This window comes from Photobacterium andalusiense (assembly GCF_900185625.1).
In the GTDB taxonomy this organism is placed as follows: Bacteria; Pseudomonadota; Gammaproteobacteria; order Enterobacterales; family Vibrionaceae; genus Photobacterium; species Photobacterium aquimaris.
The window spans coordinates 257,880-277,387 of the sequence record NZ_FYAJ01000004.1; the positions used below are offsets into that span (position 1 = coordinate 257,880).

The 19,508-nt window shown below is 39.4% G+C and carries 16 protein-coding genes; 4 read left to right on the top strand and 12 right to left on the bottom strand.

All coding sequences use genetic code 11. From position 1 onward, the window contains the following. Entirely contained in the window at window positions 1–987 is a 987-nt protein-coding gene (oppF, locus tag PAND9192_RS12095) for a murein tripeptide/oligopeptide ABC transporter ATP binding protein OppF (RefSeq protein ID WP_087854022.1), read from the top strand. 38 nt (window positions 988–1,025) lie between these two features. On the opposite strand, the gene PAND9192_RS12100 is transcribed toward oppF, so the two are convergent. The 6 genes from PAND9192_RS12100 to PAND9192_RS12125 form a co-directional block, all read right to left on the bottom strand. Next, a complete protein-coding gene (locus PAND9192_RS12100) occupies window positions 1,026–2,633 on the bottom strand; it encodes a sensor domain-containing diguanylate cyclase (RefSeq protein ID WP_087854023.1) in 1,608 nt (535 codons plus the stop codon). Continuing rightward, window positions 2,626–4,197, bottom strand: coding sequence for an EAL domain-containing protein (locus tag PAND9192_RS12105; RefSeq protein WP_087854024.1), 1,572 nt, complete (start codon window positions 4,195–4,197; stop codon window positions 2,626–2,628). The genes PAND9192_RS12100 and PAND9192_RS12105 overlap by 8 nt, the downstream gene beginning before the upstream one ends. Window positions 4,198–4,656: 459 nt before the next feature. Further along, a complete protein-coding gene (purB, locus tag PAND9192_RS12110) occupies window positions 4,657–6,024 on the bottom strand; it encodes an adenylosuccinate lyase (RefSeq protein WP_087854025.1) in 1,368 nt (455 codons plus the stop codon). Window positions 6,025–6,113: 89 nt separating this feature from the next. Beyond that, window positions 6,114–6,731 (bottom strand): high frequency lysogenization protein HflD, encoded by a 618-nt coding sequence (gene hflD, locus PAND9192_RS12115; protein ID WP_087854026.1) that lies wholly within the window; start codon window positions 6,729–6,731, stop codon window positions 6,114–6,116. A 14-nt stretch (window positions 6,732–6,745) separates the two neighbouring features. Beyond that, window positions 6,746–7,861, bottom strand: coding sequence for a tRNA 2-thiouridine(34) synthase MnmA (gene mnmA / locus PAND9192_RS12120; protein WP_087854027.1), 1,116 nt, complete (start codon window positions 7,859–7,861; stop codon window positions 6,746–6,748). Window positions 7,862–8,223: 362 nt separating this feature from the next. Then, window positions 8,224–8,874: a pseudouridine synthase gene (locus PAND9192_RS12125; protein WP_087854028.1), complete on the bottom strand. Its 651-nt coding sequence runs from the start codon at window positions 8,872–8,874 to the stop codon at window positions 8,224–8,226. Window positions 8,875–9,017: 143 nt separating this feature from the next. Between PAND9192_RS12125 and icd the strand changes: the two genes are divergently transcribed. Next, a complete protein-coding gene (gene icd, locus PAND9192_RS12130) occupies window positions 9,018–10,271 on the top strand; it encodes an NADP-dependent isocitrate dehydrogenase (protein ID WP_087854029.1) in 1,254 nt (417 codons plus the stop codon). 522 nt (window positions 10,272–10,793) lie between these two features. Here the strand turns inward: icd and cspD are convergent. Then, window positions 10,794–11,015 (bottom strand): cold shock domain-containing protein CspD, encoded by a 222-nt coding sequence (cspD, locus tag PAND9192_RS12135; protein ID WP_060998202.1) that lies wholly within the window; start codon window positions 11,013–11,015, stop codon window positions 10,794–10,796. 219 nt (window positions 11,016–11,234) lie between these two features. Between cspD and clpS the strand changes: the two genes are divergently transcribed. Then, window positions 11,235–11,555, top strand: coding sequence for an ATP-dependent Clp protease adapter ClpS (gene clpS / locus PAND9192_RS12140; RefSeq protein WP_060998203.1), 321 nt, complete (start codon window positions 11,235–11,237; stop codon window positions 11,553–11,555). 46 nt (window positions 11,556–11,601) lie between these two features. After that, complete coding sequence (gene clpA, locus PAND9192_RS12145) at window positions 11,602–13,869, top strand: ATP-dependent Clp protease ATP-binding subunit ClpA (RefSeq protein ID WP_087820849.1); 2,268 nt, start codon at window positions 11,602–11,604, stop codon at window positions 13,867–13,869. A gap of 158 nt (window positions 13,870–14,027) precedes the next feature. On the opposite strand, the gene infA is transcribed toward clpA, so the two are convergent. From infA to cydD, 5 genes are all read right to left on the bottom strand, one after another. After that, window positions 14,028–14,246, bottom strand: a complete 219-nt coding sequence (gene infA / locus PAND9192_RS12150) for a translation initiation factor IF-1 (protein ID WP_005368778.1) — start codon at window positions 14,244–14,246, stop codon at window positions 14,028–14,030. Window positions 14,247–14,463: 217 nt separating this feature from the next. Further along, window positions 14,464–15,156 (bottom strand): arginyltransferase, encoded by a 693-nt coding sequence (locus PAND9192_RS12155; protein ID WP_060998205.1) that lies wholly within the window; start codon window positions 15,154–15,156, stop codon window positions 14,464–14,466. A 10-nt stretch (window positions 15,157–15,166) separates the two neighbouring features. Continuing rightward, window positions 15,167–15,871: a leucyl/phenylalanyl-tRNA--protein transferase gene (gene aat, locus PAND9192_RS12160; protein ID WP_087854030.1), complete on the bottom strand. Its 705-nt coding sequence runs from the start codon at window positions 15,869–15,871 to the stop codon at window positions 15,167–15,169. A 129-nt stretch (window positions 15,872–16,000) separates the two neighbouring features. After that, entirely contained in the window at window positions 16,001–17,725 is a 1,725-nt protein-coding gene (gene cydC, locus PAND9192_RS12165; protein WP_087854031.1) for a heme ABC transporter ATP-binding protein/permease CydC, read from the bottom strand. After that, window positions 17,718–19,490 carry a heme ABC transporter permease/ATP-binding protein CydD gene (cydD, locus tag PAND9192_RS12170; protein WP_087854032.1) on the bottom strand — a complete coding sequence of 591 codons (1,773 nt, stop codon included), beginning with the start codon at window positions 19,488–19,490 and terminating at the stop codon, window positions 17,718–17,720. Before cydD ends, cydC begins: the two co-directional genes overlap by 8 nt. Window positions 19,491–19,508 lie beyond the last annotated feature (18 nt).

Genomic DNA, 19,508 nt, shown 5'->3' on the forward strand with positions numbered 1-19,508 from the left:
ATGAAAGTCGAAAAGAAATTATTATTGGATATTACAAATCTCAAGGTGCACTTTAACATTGCGTCTAAATCAGCATGGCCTTGGAGTCAGCCTTCAAAATTAAAAGCTGTTGATGGCGTCAATATCTGTGTTTATGAAGGTGAGACTTTAGGCGTTGTTGGTGAATCTGGCTGTGGTAAATCAACTTTTGCGCGCGCTATTATTGGATTAGTGGAAGCGACCGATGGTCAAGTGGTGTGGTTAGGGCAAGATTTGACCAAACTTAATCACGGCGCATTACGTGAAACACGTAAGCAAATTCAAATGATTTTCCAAGATCCATTAGCATCGTTAAACCCACGTATGACTGTTGGTGAAATTATTGCAGAGCCCTTGAAAGCTTTTTATAGTCACTTAAGCGCCGATGAAGTGAAGCAACAAGTTCAAGCAATGATGACCAAGGTTGGCTTGTTACCGAACGTAATTAACCGTTATCCGCATGAGTTTTCAGGCGGTCAATGCCAGCGTATAGGTATTGCAAGAGCGCTGATTTTAAAGCCTAAAATGATTATTTGTGATGAACCTGTATCAGCACTTGATGTATCGATTCAAGCGCAAGTGGTGAATTTACTTAAATCACTTCAAAAAGAAATGGGATTAAGCTTAATCTTTATTGCTCATGATTTGTCTGTGGTTAAACATATTTCTGATCGTGTTTTGGTGATGTATCTTGGTAATGCGGTTGAGATGGGGGAGAGTAAAACTTTGTTTGCTAATCCTCAGCATCCTTATACCAAAGCTTTAATGTCTGCGGTACCGATCCCTGATCCACAGTTAGAGCGCAATAAACATATTGAGTTGTTAGAAGGCGATTTACCGTCACCGATGAACCCGCCATCTGGGTGTGTTTTTCGAACACGTTGTCCTAAAGCTATTGCTATCTGTGCTGAGAAAAAGCCAGAACTGCAAGGGACTTACCAACATGCAGTTGCATGCCTACAAGCATAATTACTAGTATATGAATAACGCCCAGTGATTACAGGGCGTTATTCTTGTTTAGGAAAGTTTGGTGGAGATTTGAAAATATAATTATTTAACTGTTTTTGTAATGCTTTTTTATTTTCAGTTTTATTTTTTTTATTTTTATATAATATTTTGTCTGCACGCACTAACGCATTGTGTAAACTTTCATTTTTTTCTATAACAGTACAGCCTGTTGAAATCGATATTTTAATATTGTAATGGCAAAAGTAGCTGCTAAAAATAGCTAATTCTAATCGGTCAGCCATGATTAATGCTTGTTCTAAATCGGCATTAGGTAACACAACGCAAAACTCATCCCCACCGAGTCGAATACAAATATCACTATCTCGTGTCATATCAGTAATGGTTGATGAAATATGCTTCAATGCTAAGTCACCAATATCGTGGCCATAACTATCATTTATTATCTTAAAATCATTGGCATCAAATATAATAAGTGCAGTAGGTTGACCATTTTTATTATTCTCTGTCACGATATCTTTAATAATTGTATCCATTACTCGACGGTTAAATAATCCAGTGAGTAAATCAGTATACGCTTCTAATTGATAACGCTGCTTTTGAAATTTATGTCGCTTTAATATCGTATTCATATAATTGAGAATAATTAATAGCGAAAGACCTAATATGGTTATTTTTATTGCAAAGTTAACAAAAAACCACGGTGATATATTAGCAAAAATTAAGGTGTTCTTATTTAAATAAGTATGCACCGGAATTGAAGGTAATAGTCGATTGCTATAACCATTATAAATTTCAATTTTTTTCTTTTTGTCTATAACATACAGATAAAAGTTGAGTGATGACTTCAATTCTTGGGGTAATATGATTGATTGTATTAGTGATTTTACTGGAATGTCGATACCAATATCACCTGCGATTTTATTATTTTTATAAACAGGAGATTTAATTGTAACGACCATTTCTTTAGAAAAAAAATCTAAATAAGGATAAGTGTAATACATTCCTTTTTGTAATTCATTAAGTTGTTGAGACTGCGATCGTTGTTTATAATAAAAGTCGGTAGAAAAGTATTCTTTGGTGGTGTTAAATTTATCTACTGGAACTTTAGATGAGAGATAGAAATATTTCAACGTGTGAGAAACATAGTAATAATTATAAACAATAGGATGATGTTGCTGTTCTGCCCATAATTCATCTAATACAGCAAATAAATGAGTATCTTTTTGAATTAATTGATTAGGAAACCCAGGGCCAACCAAACTACCATTAAATAAGTTATTAGAATAAATACCACGATTAAAGCCAAATTCTTTTAATTTTGGATAGTAATGAATTTCTGCCAGTACTTGTAATTTTTTATTGTACTCATCCATATTAGCGATAGCTTTTGTTGCAGTATTCGCATAACGTTTATTTCGATACGCGAGTGAATCTGTCATGTTTTTTATTTGATTTAGATTTGCTTCTATATATAAACGTGTCTCGTTTATTTCTTGGCGTAGACTAAAACCAACAATGATTACCAGTATCAGTAAATTAAAAAAGATAACTAAACAACGTCTGATCATGTCATTACTACATAAGATATGATCAGTATGCCATTTTGAAGTTTTATTCTTTAATATATGCTGTTCAGCTTTAGACATTAAAGTTTTTGCTACTTGCTAATTTACTAAATGGTATCGGCTTACTGTATAAAAAGCCTTGATGATAACGAATACCCAATTCAGTTAATATTTTTGCTTGTTGTTCTGTTTCAACACCTTCAGCAATCACTTCGACCTCAGCTTTTTCTGCAAACGCAACTAATGATTTAACAATAGAACTTGCAGCTAAAGAATCAATATCATCAATGAAAACTTTATCGATTTTTATCGTTGTTGCTTGTAATTTTTGTAATGCTAAGAAATCACAGTAGCCGTTACCTACATCGTCTAACTTAATTTGAATACCCATAGCATTTAGCTTGATACAGTTTTGTTCTGCTTGCTCAATATTATCAATCGGAGCGCGTTCTGTTAGTTCAAAGGCTAAATTATGTGGAGCAATATGGTAATGGGCTAATGCTGAACGTGTTATGTCAATAAGCTCAGGATCTTGCAGTACACTCGCACTGATGTTGATACTGAAATAATAAGGCAGAGTTTTACCGTGTTGCATCTCTAGTTTACGAATATCACGTGCAACGGTATTAATGAGTTGGAATGTTAATGGCGTAATTACACCATTGGTTTCACATTGAGGAATAAACTCATCCGGTAGAATAACTTTACCTTTTTTTGTTTCCCAACGGATTAATGCTTCATAGCCACAAATTATGCGTTTTTCTGCATCAATAATAGGTTGATAATAAGGCACTAAATGATTTTGCTTTATAGCATTGAGTATCAAGAATTTAATAATACTGGTGCTATGATAACGACGATATAGCATCACTAACACAATAAAAATTAGTCCACTTAGAATAAGTAATAAAAACGGTTTAATATGAGCGCGGTAGTCAGCAATGACTTTTGGGGTCACGTAATATCTTATCCATGCTTTATTATGCAGCGGTATTGATAAAATAGGCTTAACAATAGCCTTAAGATCGTGGTTAGATGCCGTTGTTGATGACGGTAGTTTTGATGTTTTATTAATGCCACCAGTATACAGCGATATGCCATCATTTTCGATAACTTGCAACCAACATTGATCACATGCATTAGACAGTAATGCGTTGGTTGGTTGTTTGGCGATATCGACAGTAATAACACCGCCAACAACTTGTTTACGGTATTGAACAATCGACTCATTATTATCAGCATTAGCAATAATAACCACTTCGCGATTTAAAGGGATTTTTTTTGTGGGTGAGCCATAAAGTTGGCTGAGGTTGGAATGGTCACCACAAACTTTACCTGACTTGGTTTCTAAACTAATGCTGCGAATATGTGATGAATAATAACTGGCACGCTCAAGTTCTGAAATGTCTTCTTTATCGCAAGTATAGGAAAGGTGGTATTGAAGATTATCAAGTAAAATAGATGTTGATTGAATACTGTGTAAGTAGTTTTCAGAGCGTTGGTGCTCAAATGACTCGAGGTTATATTTAAACAACTGACGGCCAACTGTTTGTGAAGTAAGTGCTAACGTCACTAAACTGATAGCGATAAGTAAAGTCGCTAATGCAATGCTATAAAATGAAACTGAAGGACGTCTGATGGTCACGATGAAATAACTCTACTGTTTTGTTAGCCAATTGTCATAATTAAGATAGCAAAAACAAATTAGAGATGCTTCTGAAGAGTTATGAAAACAATAAAATAATAAATCAGATTTTATTTATTATTTTTTATACTATTCTAGTGCATTGTTTTATAAGGCAGTGAATATTAATTTTGCTAATTATTCTTATTATGAATAGTGGGATTTGTTTCTTATTGGTGAAATAAGGTGAAGTTATTTTTAATTTTATATTTTTATGTATATTTCAGAACATCTCGTTTTCTGAATACTTAGTTGAAGATATAAAGCTGTGATTATTAAGCTCAGATAACGATTAAAAGTATAGAAGGATGTGTTATTTCTTGCGTCAATACAACGTCAGAAGATCTTCAATATTAGGTTAATAAAAAAGGACGGTATATTAATAGCGTCCTTTTGGAATTAATCTATCTAGCGAATAATTTAAAGCAGATCAGTTAGCTTAACGGCATCACCAATGTAGTTTGCAGGTGTTAGCTCTTTTAGACGTACTTTTTCATGTTCAGGTAATTCTAGACCATCAATGAATGTGCGCATGCCTTCACCATCAACACGCTTACCACGCGTTAGCTCTTTTAGCTTTTCATACGGCTTTTCAATACCGTAGCGACGCATTACTGTTTGTACTGGCTCTGCAAGTACTTCCCAGTTGCGATCTAGTTCAGCTTCTAGTGCTGCTTGGTTAAGCTCAAGCTTGCTGATACCTTTTAGGGTTGATGTGTAAGCAATAATGGCATAACCACAACCAACACCTAGGTTACGTAATACTGTTGAATCTGTTAGATCACGCTGCCAGCGAGAAACCGGAAGTTTCTGTGCTAAGTGACCAAAGATAGCATTCGCTAGGCCAAGGTTACCTTCTGAGTTTTCAAAATCGATTGGGTTAACTTTATGTGGCATAGTTGAAGAGCCAATTTCGCCAGCAATCGTTTTTTGCTTAAAGTGACCTAAAGCAATGTAACCCCAAATATCACGATCAAAATCAAGCAAAATAGTGTTGAAACGGGCAAAGCCATCAAACAATTCTGCAATATAATCATGTGGTTCAATTTGAGTTGTGTAAGGGTTGAATGTGATCCCTAATGAAGTCACAAACTCTTCACTGTATTGGTGCCAATCAATATCAGGGTAAGCTGATAGATGAGCGTTGTAGTTACCAACAGCACCATTGATCTTACCAAGAATTTCAACGTTTTCGATTTGCTTATATTGACGTTCCATACGGTACGCCACGTTAGCCATTTCTTTACCCATTGTTGATGGAGAAGCAGGCTGACCGTGAGTACGAGTAAGCATTGGCATATCACGGTATTCGTTTGCTAGTGCTTTAATCGCATCAATAACATTACGCACTTCAGGTAGCATTACGCTTGTACGTGCTTCTGTTAGCATAAGTGCATGAGATAGGTTGTTGATATCTTCTGATGTACATGCAAAGTGAATAAATTCATTAACGGCATGCAATTCAGGAACTTCTGCAACCTTTTCTTTTAGGAAGTATTCAACAGCCTTTACATCGTGGTTAGTTGTACGTTCGATTGTTTTAATACGAAGTGCATCTTGCTCACTAAACTCAGTAGCAATACGATCTAGAAAAGCATTCGCTTCTGCGCTGAATGCAGGAACTTCCACGATAGCATCAGTAGCGGCTAATTTTTGTAACCAACGGATTTCAACGATAGTACGGTACTTTAGTAAACCGAACTCACTAAAAATACTGCGTAGTACGCTTGTTTTGCTTCCGTAACGGCCATCTACTGGGGAAACAGCTGTCAGTGCTGACAGTTCCATGTTGATCTCTCCTGGTTTATGAGGGTTAAAACAAAATTGATATTCAGCCTGATTTGTTCAGGCTGAATGGGAGTGAGCAATGCGTTAACTTAGTTGCGTGCGAGCAGGATTTTTGCTTGCTCTAGCATTTGCTTACGACCAAATAATAAATGGCGACGTTTACCGCCAACTTGACTCCACAGTACGGCACTACGTACAGCGGCAAGTAATAATGCCCGTACTCGATGCTGAACATGGGGGAGTTGTAATTGCGCTGGCGTACCTGATACTTGAATCCGTGGTCCTAATGGACTAATGATATCTAAGTAAATACTGGCAATATTACTCAGCATTTGCTCATCAAGTATTTCAAAATGCACCGTTTGACGCTTCAATGTACTAACGCGATCACCCAGCTGTGCCATACTATCACGGCGAGCTGATAGTTTACGCTCAAGTGCCATAACGCCAACAAGATAACGTGTTATCTCACTGCCTGATGACGAACCATCAATATCGCGTACCATCGCTTCTAAACCGATACGTAAATCAGCTTCGCTACCATAGACACCTACCGTATTGGCTGGATCGGTTGCCATAATACTGTTTAGCATGGTAGTTAATGCTGCTGAGTCGCAATTGCCATTACGGGCAACGTCTTGAACTAATTTGACTGCTTGGCACATGCCTGCAAACGCAATCGTTCGATCATAAATAGAGTAAGCCACGCGCAAAAACTCCTTTAAATTCGCTCTTCAATAATGCCACCACCGAGACAGATTTCACCGTTATAGAATACGGCAGATTGTCCTGGTGTTACTGCAATTTGAGGCTCATCAAAAATCACTTTAATGGTTTCATCATTCATTGGAATGATGGTACAAGGAAGATCTTGCTGACGGTAACGAGTTTTTACCGTGCATGTCATTGTCTCACGGATCGGCTGACGATCAACCCAATGTAATTGAGAGGCAATCAAACCGTTTGATTTTAAACGAGGATGATCTTTACCTTGGCCAACAATAAGTACATTGCGTTTTAGATCTTTATCAACAACATACCATGCATCTTCAAGACCATTACCGCCTTTTTGACCACCAATATGTAAGCCTTTACGTTGGCCTAGAGTGTGGTACATCAGGCCTTGGTGTTCACCGATAACGAGACCGGTATCTGCAACTTCAATTTTACCCGGTTGAGCAGGAAGGTATTTACCTAAAAACTCAGTAAATTTACGTTCACCAATAAAACAAATACCGGTTGAATCTTTTTTGTTAGCAGTGATTAGACCTTGCTCTTCAGCAATACGACGAACTTCAGGTTTTTCAAGTTCACCTACAGGGAATAAACTGCGTGCAATTTGCTCGTAACTTAAGGTGTACAAGAAATAGCTTTGATCTTTATTGTTATCGACACCGCGCAGCATTTGAGGTTTTTCACCTTCAGCTGTTGGGAAACTACGACGAGTATAATGACCCATTGCAATATAGTCGGCTGCAAGCACTTCATCGGCAAACTCAAGGAAGGCTTTAAATTTGATTTCTTTGTTGCACAAAATATCAGGGTTTGGTGTGCGACCTGCTTTGTATTCCTCAAGGAAGTACTCAAACACGTTATCCCAGTATTCAGCTGCAAAATTAATGGTGTGCAGTGTAATACCAAGTTTGTCACATACCGCTTGTGCATCAGCGAGATCTTCTGCAGCAGAGCAGTATTCGTCGTTATCGTCTTCTTCCCAGTTTTTCATAAACAGGCCTTCAACTTGATAACCTTGTTGAAGGAGCAGGTAAGCGGATACCGATGAATCTACGCCGCCGGACATGCCGACAATGACTTTCTTTTGGCTGTTATCAGACATATTTCTCTACTGTCGCTAATTTAGTGTTAAGGGCGTAATTCTAACAGAAACCCTGCGCCTGAAACAGATCGAGAGCAGAATCACACTCTAATAAATAATCGATAATGATAACGAGAGTGAAAATAATCCTATTGATGTTCCAAAAAAGTATTTAAAAACTGAATGCTATAAAAAAAACGTCAACAGATTTTTATTAGAAACGCCACTATAAAACCAAATAGCAAACGTTTGCTATTTGTCGCAATCATAGAGGATCTTAGTAAAAATGTGTAGTTTTTTGTTGAGGAAAATAGTTTTACAGTATTGAAGAGAATAATGCGCCCTGATGTAAATCATAGAGCGCAAATAAGATGGCGACTAAATTACGCTTGAATTGGCGCGGGTAGGGTAATTTCTTTCCACTCGCCTGGCGCTAAATCTGCCACAGTCCATTGTGCCATTTGATAACGAATTAAACGCAATGTTGGAAAACCAATATGGGCAGTCATACGACGAACTTGACGGTTACGACCTTCACGTAGCGTAATAGCAAGCCAAGTGGTTGGAATATTTTTACGTTCACGAATAGGGGGCGTTCGATCCCATATTTGTGGTGATTCGATTACGTCGACACCTGCGGGTAATGTCGGGCCATCTTTCAATGTCACTCCATCACGCAATTGTTGTAAATCAGCTGCTGTTGGTGAACCTTCAACCTGTACCCAGTAGACTTTGGCTTGTTTTGATTGAGGCTGTGTTAAGCGTGCTTGTAAAATACCATCATTGGTCAAAACCAATAAGCCTTCACTGTCTTTATCCAAGCGTCCAGCAGGATAAACGTCTTTGACTGGAATAAAATCAGCTAAGGTACTATCGCCCGGTTCACCTGAAAATTGGGTCAGAGTGTTATAAGGTTTGTTAAATAAAATCACTTTTTGTGGTCCACGAGGACGCTTTGGTTTATTTGTTTTTCTTGATGCTCTTCGCTCATTATTGTCACGAAGAGGTTGACGTTTTGTGGTGTTTGGCTTCATAAATACGCGTTGTTGTAAGAGTTGATGAGTTAGACAATGGTATTATACGTGAAAAATTACATAATTGACGTATTGATAAAATTTAAAGTATGATTTGCTCGCCTCTTACAAAATGATAACAAATGGATGCCAGGAGATTTAAAATGGATAGTAAAGTAATTGTACCAACAGCCGGTCAGAAAATCACAGTAGACGCTGCGGGTAAATTGATTGTTCCTAATACCCCGATTATTCCGTACATCGAAGGTGACGGTATCGGGATTGATGTAAGTCCAGCAATGATTAAAGTTGTGGATGCCGCAGTTAAGAAAGCGTATGCCGGTGATCGTAAGATTGAGTGGATGGAAATCTACACCGGTGAGAAATCAACCCAAGTTTATGGTGATGACGCATGGCTTCCACAAGAAACTCTTGATTTTATTCGCGAATATAAAGTTGCAATTAAAGGCCCATTAACAACACCTGTTGGTGGCGGTATTCGTTCTCTTAACGTTGCATTACGTCAAGAGCTGGATCTTTATATTTGTGTACGTCCGGTACGTTATTTTGATGGCGTACCAAGCCCAGTGAAACGTCCTGAGTTAACTGACATGGTGATTTACCGTGAAAACTCTGAAGATATTTATGCTGGCGTTGAATTCCAACCGGGCACTGCAGAAGCTGATAAAGTCATTCAGTTCCTTCAACAAGAAATGGGCGCGACTAAAATTCGTTTCCCACAACAGTGTGGTATTGGTATTAAACCTGTATCGGAAGCCGGAACTAAACGTCTAGTACGTGCCGCTATTCAATACACCATTGATAATGATCGTGATTCGTTAACTTTAGTTCATAAAGGTAACATCATGAAGTTTACTGAAGGTGCATTTAAAGATTGGGGTTACGATGTTGCGTTACAAGAATTCGGTGCTGAATTGCTTGATGGCGGGCCTTGGATGACATTAAAGAATCCAAACACAGGCAAAGAGATTGTAATTAAAGATTGTATTGCAGATGCTTTCCTACAGCAGATTTTACTGCGTCCTGAAGAGTATGATGTGATTGCAACCATGAACCTTAATGGTGATTACATTTCTGATGCATTAGCAGCTCAAGTGGGCGGTATTGGTATTGCACCTGGTGCCAATATTGGTGATGGCGTGGCATTGTTTGAAGCGACTCACGGCACAGCGCCTAAGTATGCCGGTCAAGATAAAGTTAACCCTGGCTCATTGATTCTTTCTGCTGAAATGATGCTACGTCATATGGGTTGGACAGAAGCGGCTGACTTGATTATTAGCTCAATGGAAGCGGCAATCAGTAATAAGACGGTAACGTATGATTTTGAACGTCTAATGGACGGCGCTAATCTGCGTAAATGTTCTGAATTTGCTGATGATATGATTGAACAAATGTAATTGTTAGCGCAATTTAGAAACTATATCAGGCTCAGCATTTGCTGGGCCTTTTTTATCGCTGTAGCATAATGATTAAACCGTTAGCTTATAAGTTTTGTATAGGGCTTAAGTGTCGGTAAAATCATCAAATCTATCATACTCTCGTGCGCTAACTCTCAAACAAGCAACATGATAACTATCTGATATAGGCAACGAATAAAAATTGGCATAGGATAGAAGTATGAGCGATATGTTTGTTTTTTGTTAAAGTTGTTGTTGTTTTTTTGTCGCGTTTGAAAGAATGACGCATTGGTTTTTTATGCGGTTTTTATTCACTTTTTAGCAAGGGGAATGACAATGTTTTTTTGCTGGCAAGAAAAGTGGTTGAGTGAAATTAAACCTAAGTAGTGAATAACGGTCGATGAGAGTCGAAGTTGGTGAGTAATTGGTATATTGTATAAGAAATTAAGTTATTTGATTTCGAATAAACAAATAAAAGGCGGCATAACCCACCTTTTAATGTGCAATTAATATTGGTATCGCTTATTTGGCTAGGTCGCCTTCTGCGGGAACAATAGCACTTGCATGGTAACCTTTAGGGCCAGTTTGAACTTCGTAGTTCACTTGTTGACCTGCCTTAAGTGTTCGGTAACCATCCATCTGGATTGTTGAATAGTGAGCGAAAATATCGTCTTCACCTTCTTCGGGGCAGATGAAGCCAAATCCTTTGGCGTTATTGAACCATTTCACTGTACCTGTTGCCATGCTATACATCCTTTTTGCATTCAATTTCCATTTGACATTAGTTGAACACTCAGTAATTCTGATTGCATACTAATGCGATTTTGATGCAGATTATATCTACTACAATTTACAATGTAGTAAAATAAACTAGTCAGTCAAGTATTGTTTGTAACATTTTGATAAAATCTTTTATTAACTTGGCTATAGCCAGCTCACGAATGAATGAACTAAGATAAAACTATGAGTAAGTTATACGAATGGATGAATCCTGAATCTGATGTACTGGATAAGGAAGAAATCCAAGTTAAGCCGCCATCGATGTATAAAGTAATTTTAAACAATGATGATTACACACCGATGGACTTTGTAATTGATGTGTTACAAACATTTTTTTCCATGGATTTGGAAAAGGCTTCTCAGTTAATGCTCGCGGTACATTATGAAGGTAAAGCTATTTGTGGCACCTTTACCGCAGAAGTAGCAGAAACGAAAGTTGCGCAAGTAACGATGTACGCACGGGAAAATGAACACCCGTTGTTATGTACGATGGAAAAAGCATAATCTTTTTCCGGCACGCCATATTGAGTGGTTTTTAGGGGAGGTGCCTATGCTAAATAAAGAACTTGAAGCGAGCCTGAACGGTGCATTTGCCCGTGCCAGAGAAAAGCGTCATGAGTTTATGACGGTAGAACATTTACTGATGGCTCTATTAGATAATGTAGCCACACAAGAAGCACTCTTAGCATGTCGCGCTGATCTTGATGTATTGCGCAAAGAGTTAGATTCTTTTATTGAACAAACAACACCCTTGATTCCAGCGGATGACGAAAGCCGTGAAACTCAACCAACATTGAGTTTTCAACGAGTATTACAGCGTGCAGTGTTTCATGTGCAGTCATCGGGTCGAAGTGAAGTTACAGGTGCAAACGTATTAGTTGCAATTTTTAGCGAGCAAGAGTCGCACGCTGCATATCTACTTAAGAAGAGTGATATTAGTCGTCTTGATGTGGTGAATTTTATTTCTCATGGCACTGTTAAAGGCAGTGATAATGATGATATTAATCCATCAGAGACGGGGAATACGGAAGAACAACGCGCAGAGCAAAGTTCTGACGATAAACTTGAGAACTTTGCCACCAATCTTAACCTACTTGCGAAATCAGGTGGAATTGATCCACTGATTGGTCGAGATAAAGAGCTTGAGCGAACAGTACAAGTACTTTGTCGTCGTCGTAAAAACAACCCATTATTAGTCGGTGAGGCTGGGGTGGGTAAAACAGCTATTGCTGAAGGTCTAGCATGGCGTATTGTTGAGGGTCAAGTACCTGAAATCATTCAAGACTGTGTGATTTATTCACTTGATATTGGTTCGTTATTAGCGGGCACTAAGTATCGTGGTGACTTTGAGAAGCGTTTTAAAGGTATTTTAAAGCAGCTTGAAAAAGAAGATCATGCGATTTTATTTATTGATGAAATTCATACCATCATTGGTGCAGGTGCAGCATCGGGTGGTCAAGTGGATGCGGCTAACTTACTTAAGCCACTATTAAGTAGCGGTAAGTTGCGCTGTATGGGTTCAACAACCTATCAAGAATACAGCAACATTTTTGAGAAAGAGCGTGCATTGTCACGTCGTTTCCAAAAAATTGATGTGGTTGAGCCATCATTAGATGATACCACTAAAATTTTGATGGGCTTAAAATCAAAATATGAAGCTCACCACGAAGTTCGTTTTACCAATAAAGCAATTCGTGCCGCAGTTGAGTTATCGGCTAAATACATTAATGAGCGTCATCTACCTGATAAAGCCATTGACGTTATTGATGAAGCGGGTGCACGTTGTCGTTTAGCTCCTGCGAGTCGCCGTAAAAAAACGGTTAACGTTGGTGATATCGAAGCGATGATTGCTAAGATGGCTCGTATTCCAGAGAAATCAATCTCAAGCAGTGATCGTGATGTTTTACAGACACTTGATAGCCGTTTGAAAATGTTGGTATTTGGTCAAGACAGTGCGATTGATGTATTAACAGAAGCTATTAAGTTAAGCCGTGCAGGATTAAGTGCTGATAACAAACCAGTTGGTTCGTTCTTATTTGCAGGCCCTACAGGTGTGGGTAAAACGGAAGTGACGGTCCAGTTAGCACGTACAATGGGCATTGAGCTGTTACGTTTTGATATGTCAGAGTACATGGAACGTCATACAGTGAGCCGCTTAATTGGTGCGCCTCCTGGTTATGTTGGTTATGATCAAGGTGGTTTATTAACTGACGCTGTTATCAAAAACCCACATTCAGTGGTATTACTCGATGAGATTGAAAAAGCGCACCCTGATGTATTCAATTTGCTATTACAAGTGATGGATAACGGTACGCTAACAGATAACAATGGCCGTAAAGCTGATTTCCGTAATGTTATTTTTGTAATGACAACCAATGCCGGTGTAACGGAAACGGTACGTAAATCAATTGGTCTTATTCAACAAGATCATAGCCATGATGCAATGGCAGAGATTAAACGGGTCTTTACGCCAGAATTCCGTAACCGTCTTGATAATATCATTTGGTTTAATCATCTTGAGAAAGACATTATTGGCCAAGTGGTTGATAAATTTATCGTAGAACTGCAAGCACAACTCGATGCTCGTGGTGTCTCTATGGAAGTGTCTGAGCGTGCACGTGAGTGGATGTCAGATAAAGGCTATGATAAGGCGATGGGTGCACGTCCAATGGCGCGTGTGATTCAAGAGAACCTTAAAAAGCCACTTGCGAATGAATTGTTGTTTGGTTCATTAGTGAATGGTGGTTCGGTGCGTGTTGATTTCATTGATGGCGAATTAGATTTTCAGTTCAGCAGTGAGATGGAAGCCGCGCATTAAGCTAATACTTTAGCGAAAGAGTAATAAACAAAAACGCCGTAGATAGTAACAACTATCTGCGGCGTTTTTATGTTTGACTACTTGTTACCATCGTCTGTCAAAATAAAACCCAGCAAAAGGCTGGGTTTTATTTGCAGCACTAATCTTTTAGAGAAAGATTAACGTGCGCGGAAGACGATGCGACCTTTAGTTAGATCGTAAGGAGTCAGTTCCACAGTTACTTTGTCGCCAGTAAGGATACGGATGTAGTTTTTACGCATCTTACCAGAGATGTGAGCAGTAACAACGTGACCGTTTTCCAGCTCAACACGGAACATAGTATTTGGTAGTGTATCTAGTACAGTACCAGCCATTTCAATTACGTCTTCTTTTGCCATTGAATCCTCTTAGGCTACCAGCCATTCATCTTGATCGGGCTGGATAATGCCTTGAAACTGTTTGAGTGTAAAGTTTAGGACGTAATTTTACCCTTGCCAGTTGTTTTTGTCAGCTATTGTTCGCGATTAATCTATTTTTTCTCAGTAAATTAACAAAAGCAGATGTAACCCATTCTTGTTTTGCGGTTAATTTAACCGTTTTGCGTGTTTTCAACACTTAACTGATCCACTCACCATGAATTAATTTTTGATGAGGGATAAAGCGAACTTTGTAATTCATCTCACGGCATTGGTCTATTTGATAGCCAGGGTAAAGCCACTGACGTTGAGTTTGACGGCAAACTTCAATTTGTAACAGTACGCACAATGTGCCTAATGAAAGCTTATGCTCTGGCTCAAAAAAGCTATAAACGGCACTGAGTGAGTCAGTAAAAACATCGGTAACAGCAATAGCAATTAATTGATTGTTTTCATAAAGGTGCAAGAATGCAGTATTCATCCACGGCGCAGTAATAAAATCAAAAAATTGCTGTTTATTGGCTGGAAACATTGAGCCGCTAGCATGACGAACATTAATGTAACGCTCATATAATTCAAACCAATTAGGGTCCAATTGTTGTTTAAATTGCCACTGTAATTTTTTGAGTTGATTTTGTTGGCGTTTTTGACTTTTAGAGGGCGTGAAATGAGTACAATCAACTCGTAGTGGCGTACATGCATTACAATTTTTGCACATCGGTTTATAGATAATGCTACCACTGCGGCGATAGCCTGAACTAATTAATAGATCATAACCATTAGGGTTGAGCCAAGGTTGATCCATTACCACGCCAAGTTGATCGCGTTGCTGTGGTAAGTAATTGCAGTCACTTTCAGGTGTAAGGCCGAGCTGTAAGGATAATTCTTTCATTATTAATTCGTTATAACACCAAAGTTTGTGGATGATAACAGGCTGCGGGTAAGGCAATATCGCGTTGTTGATGCAGTAGGCTTAAAAAGTGCTGTCGATCTAATTCACTAGCTCCTAAAGAAGCGAGATGTGGATTCATCATTTGGCAATCAATTAACTGGCCGCCATGGAGATTAAAATGATGACAGAAATACCATAACGCAATTTTTGAAGCGTTATCTGCGAGTGAAAACATAGATTCCCCACAAAAAATGCTACCGACAGCGATGCCATAAAAACCACCCACTAATTGTTGGTCTTGCCATACTTCAACTGAATGGCAATCACCTTGATCATGCAATGTTTGGTAAGCGTTAATCATTGCTTCAGTGATCCAGGTCTGATTTGGGCCACGAGATTCAGCACAGTGGCGGATCACTGCATGGCATGCATGATTGAGTGTAATTCGATAAGGGGTTTTTCGCATAAATTTACGCAAACTTTTACTTGGCGTAAATTGTTGCGGAATAAAGATGCCACGCGGATTGGGGCTCCACCATAAAATAGGTTCACCTTGTGAGTACCATGGAAAAATACCGTGTCGATAAGCCTGACGTAGACGTTGAGGGCTAAGATCACCACCAAAGGCCAATAAACCATTTGGTTCTGTGCGAGCTGTATTAGGATCTGGGAACTGTAATGATGCAGGATCAATTTCAGGAATATAAATCGTCATTTGTTATCAACTACATGGGCGTCAAAAAACTACTGCAATCAATATAACATTTAACGACAAATAAAAAAAACGCCGATAATCACAATCGATTATCGGCGTTATATGGCGTGTTAGTGCGTTAATTGCTGCTTAAATGCGACGACATAATTCAGCATATCGACCATTTTGTGCCAGCAATTGTTGATGCTGACCACGTTCAATGATCTCACCTTCATCCATTAAGCAAATTTGATCCATACTATCGAGACCAACAAGACGGTGAGTAATAAATAGCACCGTTTTATGTTTGGCAAACTCTAGTAATAAGTCCAGTATTTGCTGCTCAGTACGACGATCAAGCCCTTCAGTTGGTTCATCTAATAACAGAATTGGTGCGTCATGCAGTAGGGCACGAGCGATACCAATACGGCGACGCTCACCACCAGAAATATGACGACCACCATCACCAAGCCAAGTATCTAAGCCTTTATCATCAAGTAAGCTCTTAAGACCCACTTTTTCCAGTGCAGCGACCAATTGTTCATCGCTAGCATCAGGTTTAGCTAAGATTAAATTCTCACGTAATGATCCATTAAAGACATCAACTCGTTGGCTGACGACAGTAATCGCATTTCGTAATGCAGGCTCGCTCCAACGAGTAAGATCGACGCCATCAATAAGGATTTGGCCTTGTTGAGGATCCCAACTACGAGTCAATAATTGTAATAACGTTGACTTACCACAGCCAGTACGACCAAGTAGCGCCAGCTTTTCACCGCGTTTAATCTCAAGCGATAAGTGCTTAACAACCGGTTGATCACTGCCATAATAGGTGTAGCTAATATTATTAAGGCTAATATCACCGTTAACAACCGCAGTATGACCGTTAGGATCAAATACAGTGTCAGGGGTGGCGTCAATAATTTCATTAAGACGTTTTGCAGATGATAATGTTTGGCCTAAGTATTGGAAAGCGCCCGCTACTGGCATCATCATTTCAAAACTAGCCATAGTGGTAAATGCGACCATTGCCACGAACGGATCGGGTGCGTTACCGGCAATACCGTTGGCTGCAATCCACATAATCAGCACTAATGTCCAGCCTGTTGCCGCCATTAATAGACCATTAGCAATACCGGTTAAGCTCGCCATTTTCCGCTGCGCATCAAGCAGTTTATCTTGCTCTGCTTCAGCTTGTTGACGGTAACGCTGTTCGGCATTAAACAGTAATAATTCAGCGTGTCCCTGAATCCAGTCTAACAGCGTGATACGGTAGTTGGCTTTTGCGTGAGTAAGAGTTTCACCATTGCGCTTACCTAAACGGTAAAAAACAATCGGTAAAATAATCATTAACGCCAGTAAAATACCACCAAGAGTAAAACCAATAGTGGGATCAAACCAAGCCAGAAAACCAGTAACAATGATAATGCCTAATATGCCGATCACCAGCGGGCTGACTAAGCGTAAATAAACATGATCCATTGCATCAACATCAGCGACTAAACGGTTGAGTAAATCGGCATCACGTAAATTAGCATGGCGACCAGGAATTAACGGTGTTAGCTTACGGAAAAAGAATAACCGTAAGTCAGCCAATAGCTTAAAGGTAGCATTGTGGCTAACTACACGCTCACCCCAGCGTCCAGCCGTACGTGCCATTGAAAAGCCTCGTACACCAGCACCAGGTAACATGTAGTTAAAGGTTTGACGACCAATAATACTGAGACCCGCTACCGCAGAAGCTGCAATAAACCAACCGGATAAGGTCAGTAGGCTAATAGCTGACAATAGTGTTAATAAACCTAGAATCATGCCTAAGGTTAAACCGAACCAGTGCTTGCGGTAGAGTTTAAGGTAAGGGATTAAATCACGCATCGAGATCCCTCTTATCTGTATGAGTGAGCATTTCAGCGAGTAAACCTTGATGACTAATAGTCTCAAAGCTACCGTTCTGAACTAATTTACCGTTATCCATCACCAAAATGCGCTGCATAGCATGCAGTTGATCAAGACGGTGACTGACCATTAAGGTCGTGCGGTTAGTAACAGCTAACGCTAAACTTTCTAATACTAAGCGTTCACTATTAGCATCAAGGCTGGCGGTAGGCTCATCGAGTAGCCAAAAAGCGCCGTTTTGTAACATCGCACGCGCAACGGCAATACGTTGTGCCTGACCAACAGATAAACCACCAGAACGATCACCAACATGGTGTTCGTAGCCTTTTTCAAGACGCTGAATAAATTCATCTGCATAAGCTTGGCGAGCAACTTGATCGACATCGTCATTACTGGCACTAGGGTTACCTAGAGTAATGTTGTCACGTACCGTACCATGAACTAATAACGGGTTTTGACCGACCCAACTGATGGCTTGACGCCATTGCTCATGTTTAAGTTGGTTGAGTTCAATATCGTTGATTTTAATACTGCCGCGGTAAGGTAAAAAGCCGAGCAGGGCATTAAGTAAACTGGTTTTACCCGCGCCACTTGGGCCAACAAGTGCCACATGTTCATTGGTATTAATGTTAAAGCTTAACGGTCCTGCTAATACTTGACCTTCGGGGCTAAGCACTTCGAGATCAGTAACGCTAATATGAATGGCATTAGGTGTTGGTAACGGTGTATCACCATTGCTCATTTCGTCAGCTTCAATATTTAAGAACTCAACAATGGATTCTGCCGCACCAATGGCTTGTGCTTTGGCATGGTAGAAAGTACCAAGATCACGTAATGGCTGATAAAATTCAGGCGCAAGCACCAACACGAATAAACCAGTAAATAATGAAACAGGTACACCGTAATTACCAAAGTTGAGCTCGCCAATGAATGCGAAACCAAAATAGACTGCAACAATCGCAACAGAAATGGCAGAGAAGAACTCTAACACCGCCGATGATAAAAAGGCTAAGCGCAGAACTTCCATGGTGCGTTTACGTAATACGTGTGAAGCGGCATCAAGATTTTCAGCCTCAGCATCAACACGATTGAATAATCGTAGGGTTGATAACCCTTGTAAACGGTCATAAAAGTGGCCAGATAAGCGTTGTAATGCTTTAAAATTACGACGGTTAGCATCTGCTGCACCTATACCCACTAAGGCCATAAAGAATGGCACTAAAGGCGCAGTAATAAGGAAGATTAAACCCGCCGCCCAGTTAAGTGGGAAGACCACTACTAGAATCACTACAGGAATCAACACTGAAAGTGACATTTGAGGTAAATAGCGCGCGAAGAAATCTTGCATTTCTTCAACTTGTTCAAGTACTAAACTTGCCCATACACCAGCAGGTTTACCTTTAATGTAGGCTGGACCGAGATTTTGTAAACGGTTGAGGATTAATTGGCGAATATGGAGTCGAATTTGTTCACCGCAACGATAGCCACAAACTTCTCGTCCCCAGCTACATAATGCGCGTAAACCGATAATGACAATAAGCCCAATAAACTGATTCACAAGCTGATACTTATCCGTATGCTCGATGATCAATTGATGCAGAATATTGGCTAATAAAGCCGCTTGCCCGATAAGCAATAATCCCGAAGTAAACCCTAATCCAATACTGAACATCATCCAGCGTTTGGCGAGCTTACTTTGGGATTTTAACCATTTGGTCAAATCGCGTTGTAATTGTTTATCCATATAAATAAGGTTTCATTA

Bases quoted from the DNA above. Each gene is read 5' to 3' on its own strand.
- clpS (WP_060998203.1), top strand. From the start codon at position 11,235: ATGAGTAAGTTATACGAATGGATGAATCCTGAATCTGATGTACTGGAT.
- PAND9192_RS12155 (WP_060998205.1), bottom strand. From the start codon at position 15,156: ATGAAAGAATTATCCTTACAGCTCGGCCTTACACCTGAAAGTGACTGC.
- cspD (WP_060998202.1), bottom strand. From the start codon at position 11,015: ATGGCAACAGGTACAGTGAAATGGTTCAATAACGCCAAAGGATTTGGC.
- PAND9192_RS12125 (WP_087854028.1), bottom strand. From the start codon at position 8,874: ATGAAGCCAAACACCACAAAACGTCAACCTCTTCGTGACAATAATGAG.
- PAND9192_RS12100 (WP_087854023.1), bottom strand. From the start codon at position 2,633: ATGTCTAAAGCTGAACAGCATATATTAAAGAATAAAACTTCAAAATGG.
- oppF (WP_087854022.1), top strand. From the start codon at position 1: ATGAAAGTCGAAAAGAAATTATTATTGGATATTACAAATCTCAAGGTG.
- clpA (WP_087820849.1), top strand. From the start codon at position 11,602: ATGCTAAATAAAGAACTTGAAGCGAGCCTGAACGGTGCATTTGCCCGT.
- mnmA (WP_087854027.1), bottom strand. From the start codon at position 7,861: ATGTCTGATAACAGCCAAAAGAAAGTCATTGTCGGCATGTCCGGCGGC.
- purB (WP_087854025.1), bottom strand. From the start codon at position 6,024: ATGGAACTGTCAGCACTGACAGCTGTTTCCCCAGTAGATGGCCGTTAC.
- cydC (WP_087854031.1), bottom strand. From the start codon at position 17,725: ATGCGTGATTTAATCCCTTACCTTAAACTCTACCGCAAGCACTGGTTC.
- icd (WP_087854029.1), top strand. From the start codon at position 9,018: ATGGATAGTAAAGTAATTGTACCAACAGCCGGTCAGAAAATCACAGTA.
- cydD (WP_087854032.1), bottom strand. From the start codon at position 19,490: ATGGATAAACAATTACAACGCGATTTGACCAAATGGTTAAAATCCCAA.
- infA (WP_005368778.1), bottom strand. From the start codon at position 14,246: ATGGCAAAAGAAGACGTAATTGAAATGGCTGGTACTGTACTAGATACA.
- aat (WP_087854030.1), bottom strand. From the start codon at position 15,871: ATGACGATTTATATTCCTGAAATTGATCCTGCATCATTACAGTTCCCA.